Origin of the sequence: Synechococcus sp. EJ6-Ellesmere (assembly GCF_024345875.1) — a bacterium.
Lineage (GTDB): Bacteria > Cyanobacteriota > Cyanobacteriia > PCC-6307 > Cyanobiaceae > Regnicoccus_A > Regnicoccus_A antarcticus.
In genome coordinates this window covers 1-11,911 of record NZ_JAGQBY010000097.1, presented here as the reverse complement: position 1 = coordinate 11,911, position 11,911 = coordinate 1, and the positions used below count along the sequence as shown (strand labels likewise).

Below are 11,911 nucleotides of genomic sequence, written 5' to 3'. Positions count from 1 at the left end.
AGGCGCTCCAGCAGCAGCTGCTCATCGGCGTCCAGCCACACCACCAGCCCCTGCCGCATCTGGCCCCAGTTGCAGGGACGGCTGACCACGCCACCGCCGGTGGCCACCACCAGGGAATGCCAGCAGGCGATCCGGTTGAGCACGGCCGACTCCAGTTCGCGGAAGCCCGCCTCCCCCCGCTGCTCGAACAGCTCGGGGATCGAGCAGCCAGCGTGCTGCTCCAGAACGCTGTCGGCATCGATGAAGCGATAGCCGAGGGCTTGTGCCAGCGGGCGTCCCACACTGCTCTTGCCGGCCCCCATCATCCCCACCAGATAGATGTTCAGGCCCTCCAGGCTCCCCGGCAACCCAGGGGTGACGCTGGCGGGGGAGGGCGATTCAATGGCCATGGGGGCTGGGCGGCGAGGGGGTGGACCCGGCGTTGCCAGGGGCGGAATCCCTAGGATGGCCGAGCAGGACGCCACTGAGCCGATGGCCACCGGGACCATGGCGATGCCAGCCACCCCCAGCGCTGGCGTTTCCGCCGGCCCGCTTCGCCATGGCCGCGGCCGTGGCTGCGCGATCACCCGCCGGGCCCTGTTCAGCGCCAGCCACCTCTACAGGCTGCCGGAGCTGAGCGATGCGGAGAACGCCAGCCGCTTCGGCCGTTGCAGCCTCGCCCCGGGTCATGGCCACAACTACGAGCTGATCGTGGCGATGGCCGGCCCGCTCAATGGCGATGGCATGGTGCTCAACCTCTCCGATGTGAAGCACGCGATTCGCAGAGAGGTCACCGATCCCCTCGATTTCCGTTTTCTCAACGACTGCTGGCCGGAATTCGATCTCAGCCGGCCCGAGGGCCGGCTGCCCACCACCGAGGCCCTGACCCAGGCGATCTGGACCCGCCTGGCTCCGCACCTGCCGCTCGTCGGTCTCCGCCTTTACGAGCAACCCACCCTCTGGGCCGATGTCATCGGCAACCCCATGGAAGCCTTCCTTTCGATCCGCACCCACTTTTCCGCCGCCCACCGCCTGGCCCGCGAGGAGCTTTCCCTGGGCGAGAACGAAGCGATCTACGGCAAGTGCGCCCGCCCCCATGGCCATGGCCACAACTACCTGCTCGATGTCACCGTGCGCGGCGCGATCGATCCCCGCAGCGGCATGGTCTGCGACCTCGGGGAGCTGCAGAACCTGGTGAACGAGCTGGTGGTGGAGCCCTTCGATCACACCTTCCTCAACAAGGACGTGGCCCATTTCGCCACCTGTGTGCCCACCGCTGAGAACATCGCCCTGCACATCGCTGATCTGCTCAGCGCCCCGATCGCCGCCACCGGCGCCGCCCTGCACAAGGTGCGTCTGCAGGAGAGCCCCAACAACGCCGCCGAGGTGTTCGCCGAAACGCCCCTCCTCGAGACCCGCCCCGCTGTGCTGGAGGCCCTCGCCGGCGCTTGAGTCTTCCCCAGCTGCGGCTGGTGCTGGCCATCAGCCTTGATGGCCGCCTCGCACCAGCCCATGGGGGTGCCGCCCAGCTCGGAGGTGTCGGCGACCGCACCGTGCTGGAGGAGGCCCTGGCCTGGGCCGACGGCTGCCTGGTGGGAGCGGCCACGGTCCGGGTGCACCGCAGCACCTGCCTGATCCATCGCCCTGAGCTGCTGGCGCAGCGCCGCCTCGAGGGCCGCTCCCCCCAACCCATCACCGTCGTGGTCAGCCGAGGCCGCGGGCTGGAGCCGGGCCTGCCGTTCTTCTCCCAGCCCCTGGAGCGCTGGCTGCTCTCGCCCGGGCCAGCCCAGCCCGCCTTTGATGCCCATCTGGACCTTGGCGACTGGCCGTCCTGCCTGGAGGAGCTGGGGGCGCGAGGGCTCCGCCGGCTGGTGCTCCTCGGTGGTGCTGAGCTGGCCACGGCCCTGCTGGTGGAAGGTCTGGTGCAGGAGCTGCAGCTGAGCCTCTGTCCGCTGCTGTTGGGGGGACGGCACGGCTGGGTGAGCGCCCTGGCGCCCGACCTCACCGGCCAGAGCTGGGAGTTGATCGAGCACAGGCCCCTGGGGGGCGGCGAGATGCTGCTGCGGTATCGCTGTGGGGCACCTACCGCGGCGTGACGGGCAGCTTGAAGCGGCGTTGAAGGTCTTCGAGCGATACCTCCTTGAGACTGTCAGCGGGCAGCCCCAGCAGCTTGGCGACGCAGCGTTTCACCACCACCTCACTGTCGTCGCCGAGACGGCCCCGGGCCAGTTCGGTGATCACCCCGAAGCTGCGCCCGCTGCTCTCGGCCTCCGCGATCAGGCAGGCACTGGCCGGTGCCGCGAGGCGGCGGCAGGGTTCCCTCAGACTGCGCTCCAGGCTGGCCTGGCCGCCGGCGGCAGCGCTCACGCACACGTCGCTGAGCTTTCTCTCCAACTGGGGCCGCATCAGGCGCAGCACTGGCCCCAGCAGACTGGCCGAGGCAGGCGGGGGGCAGCCCAGCCCGGAGGCCATCGCCGTGGACAGCGTCAGGAGTGCCGACATCTGGGCCGACAGCCGGTGCAGTGGTTGCGCCATGCCGTTAGTTTTGCCCCCCGCTGTTGCGCCCACGTGTTCCTCCGCCATGGCTGAGCTGCAGGCCCGCTGGCACCGGGCCATGACGGAGATTCCACGGAAAGCCTGGCAGGAGCTCACGGGGCCAGCGGGTCTCCCGTTCTACGGCTGGCCCTGGCTGCATGCCCTGGAGCGCTCTGGCAGCATCGTGCCCCGCCAGGGCTGGCAGCCCTGCCACCTGAGCCTGTGGCGGCAGGAGCGGCTGATCGCTGTGGCGCCGCTCTACCTCAAGGGCCACAGCTACGGGGAATTCGTCTTCGATCAATCCTTCGCCCAGCTCGCCGGCCAGCTGGGCCAGCGCTACTACCCGAAGCTGGTGGGCATGAGCCCGCTCAGCCCGGTCCAGGGCTATCGCTTTCACACCGATCCCGGTGAAGACGGGGTGGAAATCACGGCTTTGATGCTGGAGCTGATCGATCGCTTCTGCCGCGAGCAGAAGATCTTCAGCTGCAACTTTCTCTACGTCGATCCCGAGTGGCAGCCCTCGGCCGAGGCCGCCGGCTGTGCCACCTGGCTGAATCAGCAGAGCCTCTGGACCAACGACGGGTTCAGCAGTTTCGAGGATTATCTCGCTGGCTTCAATGCCAACCAGCGGCGCAACATCCGCCGGGAGCGGCGCTCGATCGCAGCGGCTGGTCTGAAGGTGACACCCCTGGCGGGTTCCGAGATTTCCGCCGCCATGCTGGAGCGAATGCATCATTTTTACGCGCAACATTGCAGCCGCTGGGGGGCCTGGGGTAGCAAATACCTCAGTGAGGAGTTCTTCCACGTGGATGCCCTGGAGCTGCGGGAGCATCTGGTGCTCTTCAGTGCCCATGGGGGCGACCCTCACGAGCCGGTGGCGATGTCCCTCTGCGTGCGTCACGGCGAGTCCCTCTGGGGCCGCTACTGGGGCAGTGATCGGGAGGTCGAGAACCTGCATTTCGAGGTCTGCTACTACGCCCCGATTGAGTGGGCGATCGGACAGGGCATCCGTGGCTTTGATCCAGGGGCTGGCGGCAGCCACAAGCGGCGCCGGGGTTTTCTGGCCGAGCCCAGGGCCAGCTTGCACCGCTGGCAGGATCCAGGCTTCGATCGGCTCTTGCGCCGCTGGCTGCCCGCGGCCAATGCCCAGATGCTCGAGGAGATCGAGGCGGAAAATGCCGAGCTGCCCTTCAGCCGCCGCGAGCTGCCCCTGGGCGCCTGCTGAGGCCGCTGTTTACGATCAGGTCATGGACCAGCGAGCCCCCACCACGACTTCTCCAACGTCGTCCACTTCACCCCTGCAGGAGCTGCGTGCCCTCGATGAACGCCTGTCGCAGCGCTCCATCGATCTCGACCCCGCCGGGTACGTGCTGATCAGCCTTGATCGCGAGCGGGGAGAGTTGGTGGCCGAGCTCTACGGCAACGGCATCAATGCCAGAGGCCTGGCCACCGACCCTGACACCGGTGAAGTGCTCAGCTGCCGTGGAGGTGCCCCCCGCCTGCCATTGACTGTGTTTCGAGGCCGCACGGCCAAGGAGCTGGGCATTCAGCTCACTGAAGGAGCCGGCCCGGCCCCGATCAGCCGGCTGGATCACGCGCTCTACCTGGGTCGTGAGCTTCAAAAAGCCGAAGCTGCCCTGCGCTCGGGCGACTCCTACATCCAGGACTGAAGCCCCTGAAGATCGGGGCCTCAGGCCGGCTGCAGTTCCCTCACCTCGGCGGTGGCGGGAGGGGGTTCCGGCGGCAGCGATTGCAGCTGCACCTCGATCTCCTCGGTGACGATGCTGCGGTACTCCATGAAGTGCTCGTTGTGGGCGAGCACCACCAGGAACTGCTCCAGCTGATCTGGATTTGTGCGCGCCATGGCCAGCAGGTACCGCCAGAACCGGCCGCGGGTGTCGCGGATCAGGCCCTGGCGCCAGATCACGATCAGCAGGGCGCGCACGTCGGTCCAGCTGGGGAGCTTGAAGCCGGAATGCTCGGGCTTGAGGAAGGGCTTCCAACGGGGCTTGCCCACCTTGTGGTAGTAGCTGAAGACCCGATCCATGTAGGCGTTCGGCTCATAGAGGTTGCAGAAGGCCTCCACGTATTCGTTGGCGATGTCGCGGATCGGACGGGTGGGCACGAAGTTGAGCAGGTTGGTCTGGTTGACCCCCTTGGCGTCGGCCTTGTCCTGGATCAGGCGGCCTTCCTTCTCGAGCCGATGCCAGAGGCCTGTGTTAGGCAGGGCCTGCAGCATGCCCATCATGGCCGCGGGAATGCCTGTGCGGGTCACGAACTCGACGATGCGGTTGCCGGCCCCGGATTTTTCACCGTCGAAGCCGATGATGAAGCCGGCCATCACGCGGATGCCGTAGGAGGTGATCCGATCCACGGACTCCTCGAGGGAGCTGCGGGTGTTCTGCAGCTTGCGGGCTGTCTCCAGGCTCGCCTCATCGGGGGTTTCGATGCCGAGGAAAACGCTGTCGAAGCGACTCTCGGCCATCATCAGCATCATCTCCTCGTCGGAGGCCAGATCCACCGACGCTTCGGTGGCGAAGCTGAAGGGGTAGCCGTGATCAATCTGCCATTGCTTGAGTGCAGGCAGCAGCAACTTGGCGTTGCGCTTGTTGCCGATGAAGTTGTCGTCCACCAGGAAGATCGAGCGCCGCCAGCCCAGGTCGTAGAGGTATTGCAACTCGGCGATCAGTTGCTCGGGGGTCTTGGTGCGGGGCTTGCGGCCATACAGAACGATGATGTCGCAGAACTCGCACTGGAAGGGGCAGCCCCGGGAGAACTGCACCGACATCGAGTCGTAGGCGTCGAGCTCGAGCAGATCGAAGCGCGGAATGGGTGTACCGGTCACGTCGGGCTTCACTCCCTCTGAGCTGAAGCGTCCCTGCTGCTCTCCACGCTCCAGGGCCTCGATGAACATCGGCAGGGTGATCTCACCCTCATCGAGCACCTTGAAGTCGGCCAGAGCGATCTCTGGGGCATCAGGTGTGGAACTGGCGAACGGGCCGCCGACGGCCACCGGCAGGCCCCGCTGCTTGGCCTTGGCGATCTGTGCGGCCATGTCGGCCTTCTGCACGATCATGCCGGAGATGATCACCAGCTCCGCCCAGTTCCACTCGGCCTCGGTCACCTCGCGCACATTGCGGTCGACCAGCTTGAACTCCCACTGCTGGGGCAGCAGGGCCGCCACGGTGACCATCCCAAGCGGAGGGAGCAGAACCTTGCGGTTCACGAGCTCGAGGATTTTCTCGTAGCTCCAGAAAGTCTTGGGGAACTCCGGGTAGACGAGCAGAGCGCGCATGCTGATCCGGTTCGTAGGACGGGACACGGGACTGGCAGGCCTTCGCCTGCCCCCGCGGTGGTTGGGCGTCAGCCTAAGGGCAACCCACGGCAGCAGGGTTGCTCTGCTCTAATGATCAGGTTCTCTTTCCGTGCTGGCCATGGCGGCAGTTCTCTACCTCGCTCTGGTGGCCGCTGGACTGGTGACAGCCTTTCTGCTTTCCACGGTCTTACGCGGCATCAAGCTGATCTGAGTCCACTGGATTCAGGCGCAGTCCCCAGCGGCTGGTGAGCTCCATCAGCCCCAGCGCCAGCCCCACACTGCCCATCAGGGCGAAGGTGGCCGGCAGGCCCAGCCTCAGGCACAGTCCGGCGGCGATCAGGCCACTGAAACCGCCGCCGCCGAGGAAGGCAATCTGGCCAAGGCCTGCCATCCGTCCGCGCAGTACAAGCGGAGCTCCCACCTGCAGGATCAGGTTGCTGCCCGCCAGCAGACCAGCGGTTCCCGCTCCGATCAGAAAGGTCATCCCCAGCCGGAAGGGCGTGGGTGCCGTCAAGGCCATGCCCAGTTGGGCAAGGCTGGTGATCAGCACACAACCGCCCAGCAGTAGCGAAGGACGCTGGCTCAACCACTGACTGCGTCGTTGCAGCAGCAGCCCCCCGCTGATACTGCCGGCCGCCAGCACGCTGGTGAACCAGCCCAGGGCCTGGGGAGATGGCCCGAGCACCTGGGCGGCGATCAACGGGGCCAGGCCGGGGTGGAAGAAGATCGCCAGGCAGGCCAGGCCGGTGAACACGACCACGTGGCGAAGGCTGGCGCCGCAGCCCCGCCAGGCACTGGCCAGGCTTGAATCGGTGCCACTGCCGCTGCGCCGCTCGGCGCTGAGGTCGGGCTGCAGCAGCCACAGCACCGTGGCGATCGGCAGCAGGTAGGAGGCCGCATCGATGGTCAGCGCCGTGGCGGGTCCCGTCAGGGCGAGCAGCAACCCACCGATGGGCGGCCCCACCAGCTTGCCGACGTTGAACACCACCGAGAAGGAGGTGAGGTAGGGGGCCAGTTGGGCCGGCTCATCCACCAGCAGGGCGCAGTACTTGTTGCGGGCCGTGAGCTCGAAGGAGCTGGCCAGGCCCACCACGAGGGTGCTGAGTAGCAGCAGGGTCACCTGGGCGGCCCCCGTGAGCCAGGGGATGGCCACGGCCCCCAGCGCAGCACCGGCTACCAGACCCCACTGGGAGCGGATCAGCACCCGTTCGCAGCCGACCCGGTCGGTGAGAACCCCGGCGCTGCCGCTGGCCAGCAGGCTCGGCATCGCCAGGGCCCCGAAGTGCAGGGCCAGCAGCAGCGGATTGCTGGTCTGGTCCATCAGGATCCAGCCCTTGGCGGTAAGCCCGGCGAAGGAGCCGGCGGTGCTCAGCCCCGAGGCGATCAGAAAGGTGGTGCGCTGGTTGCGGCGGATCCAGTGCCTCAACCGCGGCCCTCGCGTCCTGCCAGTGCCTCCTCCACCATGGCCCTGGCACCCACCACCTCGCCCTGAAGGTCGTAAGGGGTGGAGGCCGTGAGGCGCACAGGCACCATGGTTCCTGGGGCGGCGCAGAGGCCGCCGGGGCCTGGGCTCACCCGCACTTCCCCGTCCACATCGGGAGCGAAGCGGGCCCAGCGGCCGATCATCCCGCCGTTGCTGGGGTTCTCCTGCTCGATCAGCACATCAACGATCCGGCCCACCCAACTGGCATTGCGTTCGGCCGCGATCGGCTGCTGAGCCGCCATCAGGCGGTTACGGCGCTCGATCGCCACCTCAGCCGGAACCGGATCGGGCAGATCCACCGCCGCGGTGCCGTCTTCCGGGGAGAAGGTGAACACCCCCACATGGTCGAAGCGCTGCTCCTCAACGAAACGGAGCAGGTGCTCGAACTGCTCCTCGGTTTCACCGGGGAAGCCGACGATGAACGTGGTGCGAAGCACCGCATCGGGCAGTTGCTCGCGGATCCGGCCGAGCAGCTCAGTGGTCAAGCCGGTCTGCCAGGGGCGATTCATGGCCCGCAGCACCTCGGGATGGCTGTGCTGCAGCGGCAAGTCGAGATAGGGGAGCACATTCGGCACCTCCCGGTAGGCGCTCAGCACCTCCGGCGTGAGGCCCGTGGGATAGGCGTAGTGAACCCGGATCCATGGGATCTCCACCTCCCCCAGGGCCCTCAGCAGCTCCGCGAGCTGGGGTTTGCCGTAGAGGTCGAGGCCGTAGTTGGTGGTGATCTGGCTGATCAGGATCAGTTCCTGCACCCCCTGGTCGGCGAGCTGATGGGCTTCGGCCACGATCGATTCGATCGTGCGGGAGCGTTGGTCGCCCCGGAGCCTGGGGATGATGCAGAAGGCGCAGCGGTAGTCGCAGCCCTCGGCCACCTTGAGGAAGGCCACCGCCTCGGAGGTGGTCCGGTAGCGGGGCAGGTGCTCATCTCCCACGAAGGTGGGCACGTCGCTCACCCGGTTCACCCGTTCCCCCGCCTCCACCCGCTCCAGCACGTCCACAATGTGCTGGTAGTCACCGGTGCCCACGATCGCGCGTGCCTCCGGCAGCGATTCCAGCAGCTCCTCTCGGAAATGCTGGGCGAGGCAGCCGGCAATGATCAGTTCCTTGCCCTGCTCGGCCAGCTCCACCAGGGTGCGGACTGATTCCTGACGGGCGTCCTGGATGAAGCTGCAGGTGTTCACCACCACCACCGACGCGTCGCGCTCATCAGCGCTGATGCCGTAGCCAGCCTGGGCGAGCAGCCCGAGCATGTGCTCGGTGTCGACCCGGTTCTTCTCGCAGCCCAGGTGGGCGAAGGCCACCGTGGGACGGCTGGCCCCGGACTCCCCGGGCCGGACCGATCCTGCGGGGAAAGCTGCGCTGGCGGGAGACATGGGTGCGGAGGCCGAAAACCTTGGCCGTGGGTAGAACTCCCAGGACCAATCCATCACCCTATGGGATATCCGGGTGCCTCGGCCTGGTTCATTCCCCTTCTGCGGCCAACGCCATGCCCTGCCCTGGATCCCGTTGGCGTGAGCTGTTCCCCCAGCCCTGTCCGCTGATCGGGGTGATTCACCTCGGCCCCCTGCCGGGCTCCCCGGGCTGGGCGGGTGATCTGGGGAGCCTGGAGGCCACCGCCCTCGCCGATGCCGAGGCCTATCTCAGCGGTGGCGCCGATGGCCTGATCGTGGAAAACTTCGGCGATGTGCCCTTCTGGCGGGGATCGGTGCCTCCGGAAACGGTGGCCGCCATGACCCGGCTGGCCCTGGCGGTGGTGAGGGCCACGGAGCGGCCTGTGGGCATCAATGTGCTGCGCAACGACGCCCTGGCGGCCCTGGCCATCGCCCAGGCCAGTGGCGCTCGCTTTCTGCGGGTGAATGTGCTCAGCGGTGCCACGGTCACCGATCAGGGGTTGATCGAGGGGGTGGCCGCCGAGCTGCTGCGCCGGCGCCGCCTGCTGGGGGCTGAATCCGTGCGGATCCTGGCCGATGTGCTGGTCAAGCACGGTGCCCCTCTGGCGCCGCTGTCGATGGTGGAGGCGGTGAGTGATGTGCTCGAGCGCGGCGGTGCCGATGGGGTGATCGTCTCGGGCACGGGCACCGGCAGACCCACCGATCCTGGCGATCTGGAGCAGGCCAGGGCCGCGGCAGCCGGGGCCCCTGTGCTGATCGGCAGCGGAGCCACTCCGCAGACGCTGAGGCGGCTTTCGGTTGCCTGCGACGGCGTGATCGCCGGCACGGCGCTGAAGCGCGACGGCCTGATCTCGGCGCCGGTGGACCCTGAGCGGGTCTGTGCACTGAAGCGGATGCTGCCACAATCGGCCCAGCCTCAGCCCCTGCCGTGACCTCCACCCGTTTGAGCAGTCGCTTGAGCAGCCGTCGACGATCCGACCCCGGACTGCGCTGGGTTCGCGTGGTGATGGCTGTTCTGGCCACGATCGGTGCGATCGATACCGGCGCGATCACTCTCAAGCGCTGGGGGCTGATCGGCCCGCTCAGCTGCCCCGGCGGAGCCGAAGGCTGCGACAAGGTGCTCAACAGTGTCTGGGGCAGCCTGTTCGGTCAGCCGCTCTCGCTCTTTGGTTTTCTCGCCTACACCACAGTGCTGGTGCTGGCGGTGCTGCCACTGGTTCTGACGGGCGAGGCCCGCTCGGCCATCGCCGAGCGCAGCTGGTGGGGACTGTTCCTCTTCAGCGGCGGCATGGCCGTGTTCAGCCTGCTCCTGATGGGGCTGCTGGTGTTCAAGATCAAGGCCTTCTGTTTCTTCTGTGTGCTCTCGGCTGTGCTCAGTCTGAGCCTGTTCGTCCTCAGCCTCATCGGCGGCCAGTGGGACGACCGCGGCCAGCTGGTGTTCCGCGGGGTGCTGGTGGCCCTTCTGGTGGGGCTGGTGGGGCTGGGCTGGGCCGCCTCAGTCGATCGGCCCGCCGCCTTGGGCACCCGTGGCACGCCACCGCCCGTGGTCAGTGTCAGCACCCCGGCCACCCTGGCCCTGGCGGAGCATCTCAGCGGATCCGGTGCGGTGATGTACAGCGCCTACTGGTGCCCCCACTGCCATGAGCAGAAGGAGCTGTTCGGCAAGGAGGCCACCGCCAAGCTCAAGGTGATCGAATGCGCCGCCGATGGTGTCAACAATCAGAAAGCGCTCTGCGACAGCAAGAACCTGGAGGGATTCCCCACCTGGGAGATCAACGGCAAGCTGGATTCCGGCGTCAAGCCCCTCGCCAGGCTTGCTGAATTGAGTGGTTTCAAGGGCAGGCTCTGAGCTGTGACCTGAGACGGACCAGCCCTCAGCACGAGTTCCCTTCCAGCAACGGAGTCGTGTGGATCGCCTCACCGCGCTGTTGCCGGGAGTGGCGTTGCCAGAAGGGCTGTGGCGCCGGGCAGTCGGTGCGGTAGTGGCCGCCACGGCTCTCGCGGCGGAACAGGGCAGCCTCCACCAGCAGATCCGCCAGGGTGAGCAGCTGGCGCAGATCGTTGAGCGGGCGCAGCATGCCGCCGCCGCCCGGGCCGAGGGCGAGCTGATCGCCGGGCTCGAGCCGTGCCAGGGCCTGAATCCAGGGATGATCGTCCAGCTCCAGCCGCTGGAGGCGGATCAGCCCCAGGGCCTCCCGCAGCTCCCGCTCCTGGCGCTCGACCCCCGCCACCCGCCAGCAGAGGCGGCGCAGCCGTTCGCTCTGGGCGAGCAACTCGCTCTCGAGGGGCAGGGCCTGGGCGAGCTGCGGGGGGCAGCCGCTCCCAGCAGCAGGTGATGCTGATCCCCATGTGCGGGGCAAGGGCTGCTGCTCCGGCAGAGACAATTGCCGCAGCTGCCCGGCAAAAACCAGGCATTCCATCAGTGAATTGCTGGCCAGGCGATTGGCGCCATGCACGCCGCTGCAGGCCACTTCACCCACGGCGTAGAGGCCAGGAAGATTGGTGGCGGCGCTCAGGTCTGTGCTCACACCACCCATCCAGTAGTGGGCGGCCGGAGCCACGGGGATGGGCGCCGCCGTGGGCTCCAGGCCCAGCTCCCGGCAGCGGCGCAGAATTGTTGGGAATTGACGGTTCAACCGCTCCTGTCCCACCGGCCGCAGGTCGAGCCAGAGGTGGTCCACGCCCTGGGCCTGCATGGTTCGCACCAGGGCACGGCTCACCTGATCGCGGGGAGCCAGGTCGCCGCTGGCGAGGTCGGTCACTGGACTGTGGCCGTGGCTGTCGATCAGGCGGGCCCCTTCACCCCGCACGGCCTCGGAGATCAGGAAGTGGGGAGCCCCTGGCAGCATCAGGGCGGTGGGATGGAACTGGACGAACTCCAGATCGCGGATGGTGGCCCCGGCCCGCCAGGCCATCGCCACTCCATCACCGGTGGACTGGGAGGGATTGGTGGTCTTCTCGAACAGGTGGCCGCCGCCGCCGCTGGCCAGCACCACCGCTCTGGCCCCCAGCCAACGCACCTGATCGTTCTCCAGCACCTGCAGTCCGAGGCAGCGGCCCTGCTCGACCCAGATCTGAAGCGCCATCAGCCCCTTGAGCTGCACCAGCCCAGGGCGGCGCAGCACCTCACTCTCCAGGGCATCCACCAGGGCGCCTCGTGTGCGGTCCTGGGCGTGGAGCACCCGCCGGTGGCTGTGGGCGGCCTCG

Annotated in this window: 12 protein-coding genes; 6 read left to right on the top strand and 6 right to left on the bottom strand. The window is 67.6% G+C overall.

Going from position 1 to position 11,911, the window contains the following annotated elements; all coding sequences use genetic code 11:
- Positions 1-389: shikimate kinase (locus KBY78_RS11315; protein ID WP_255143672.1), on the bottom strand; the 389-nt coding region annotated here is incomplete at its 3' end.
- A gap of 103 nt (positions 390-492) precedes the next feature.
- Here KBY78_RS11315 and KBY78_RS11310 point away from each other — a divergent pair.
- Together KBY78_RS11310 and KBY78_RS11305 are read left to right on the top strand one after the other, a co-directional pair.
- Positions 493-1,431: a 6-carboxytetrahydropterin synthase gene (locus KBY78_RS11310; RefSeq protein ID WP_255143673.1), complete on the top strand. Its 939-nt coding sequence runs from the start codon at positions 493-495 to the stop codon at positions 1,429-1,431.
- Positions 1,428-2,075, top strand: coding sequence for a dihydrofolate reductase family protein (locus tag KBY78_RS11305; RefSeq protein WP_255143671.1), 648 nt, complete (start codon positions 1,428-1,430; stop codon positions 2,073-2,075). The genes KBY78_RS11310 and KBY78_RS11305 overlap by 4 nt, the downstream gene beginning before the upstream one ends.
- Here the strand turns inward: KBY78_RS11305 and KBY78_RS11300 are convergent.
- On the bottom strand, positions 2,062-2,562 hold the full coding sequence (locus KBY78_RS11300; protein WP_255143670.1) for a hypothetical protein: 501 nt from the start codon (positions 2,560-2,562) through the stop codon (positions 2,062-2,064). The genes KBY78_RS11305 and KBY78_RS11300 overlap by 14 nt on opposite strands.
- On the opposite strand from KBY78_RS11300, the gene KBY78_RS11295 reads away from it, so the two are divergent.
- Positions 2,561-3,739, top strand: coding sequence for a GNAT family N-acetyltransferase (locus KBY78_RS11295; protein ID WP_255143669.1), 1,179 nt, complete (start codon positions 2,561-2,563; stop codon positions 3,737-3,739). The two genes, KBY78_RS11300 and KBY78_RS11295, sit on opposite strands and share 2 nt — an antisense overlap.
- Before the next feature lie 22 nt (positions 3,740-3,761).
- On the top strand, positions 3,762-4,184 hold the full coding sequence (locus tag KBY78_RS11290) for a DUF4346 domain-containing protein (RefSeq protein WP_255143668.1): 423 nt from the start codon (positions 3,762-3,764) through the stop codon (positions 4,182-4,184).
- Positions 4,185-4,204: 20 nt separating this feature from the next.
- On the opposite strand, the gene KBY78_RS11285 is transcribed toward KBY78_RS11290, so the two are convergent.
- From KBY78_RS11285 to rimO, 3 genes are all read right to left on the bottom strand, one after another.
- Positions 4,205-5,809: a B12-binding domain-containing radical SAM protein gene (locus KBY78_RS11285; RefSeq protein WP_006172212.1), complete on the bottom strand. Its 1,605-nt coding sequence runs from the start codon at positions 5,807-5,809 to the stop codon at positions 4,205-4,207.
- Between the two features lie 208 nt (positions 5,810-6,017).
- Positions 6,018-7,256, bottom strand: a complete 1,239-nt coding sequence (locus tag KBY78_RS11280) for an MFS transporter (protein WP_255143667.1) — start codon at positions 7,254-7,256, stop codon at positions 6,018-6,020.
- Complete coding sequence (rimO, locus tag KBY78_RS11275) at positions 7,253-8,686, bottom strand: 30S ribosomal protein S12 methylthiotransferase RimO (RefSeq protein ID WP_255143666.1); 1,434 nt, start codon at positions 8,684-8,686, stop codon at positions 7,253-7,255. Before rimO ends, KBY78_RS11280 begins: the two co-directional genes overlap by 4 nt.
- A gap of 113 nt (positions 8,687-8,799) precedes the next feature.
- On the opposite strand from rimO, the gene KBY78_RS11270 reads away from it, so the two are divergent.
- Positions 8,800-9,636 (top strand): BtpA/SgcQ family protein, encoded by an 837-nt coding sequence (locus tag KBY78_RS11270; protein ID WP_255143665.1) that lies wholly within the window; start codon positions 8,800-8,802, stop codon positions 9,634-9,636.
- Entirely contained in the window at positions 9,633-10,553 is a 921-nt protein-coding gene (locus KBY78_RS11265; RefSeq protein ID WP_255143664.1) for a vitamin K epoxide reductase family protein, read from the top strand. Before KBY78_RS11270 ends, KBY78_RS11265 begins: the two co-directional genes overlap by 4 nt.
- Before the next feature lie 25 nt (positions 10,554-10,578).
- Here the strand turns inward: KBY78_RS11265 and KBY78_RS11260 are convergent.
- Positions 10,579-11,911, bottom strand: a 1,333-nt coding sequence (locus KBY78_RS11260; RefSeq protein ID WP_255143663.1) for an FAD-binding protein, incomplete at its 5' end; no start/stop codon positions are given.

Coding starts and splice junctions, on each gene's coding strand:
- KBY78_RS11310 (WP_255143673.1), top strand. CDS start 493: ATGCCAGCCACCCCCAGCGCTGGCGTTTCCGCCGGCCCGCTTCGCCAT.
- KBY78_RS11295 (WP_255143669.1), top strand. CDS start 2,561: ATGGCTGAGCTGCAGGCCCGCTGGCACCGGGCCATGACGGAGATTCCA.
- KBY78_RS11300 (WP_255143670.1), bottom strand. CDS start 2,562: ATGGCGGAGGAACACGTGGGCGCAACAGCGGGGGGCAAAACTAACGGC.
- KBY78_RS11290 (WP_255143668.1), top strand. CDS start 3,762: ATGGACCAGCGAGCCCCCACCACGACTTCTCCAACGTCGTCCACTTCA.
- KBY78_RS11285 (WP_006172212.1), bottom strand. CDS start 5,809: ATGCGCGCTCTGCTCGTCTACCCGGAGTTCCCCAAGACTTTCTGGAGC.
- rimO (WP_255143666.1), bottom strand. CDS start 8,686: ATGTCTCCCGCCAGCGCAGCTTTCCCCGCAGGATCGGTCCGGCCCGGG.
- KBY78_RS11270 (WP_255143665.1), top strand. CDS start 8,800: ATGCCCTGCCCTGGATCCCGTTGGCGTGAGCTGTTCCCCCAGCCCTGT.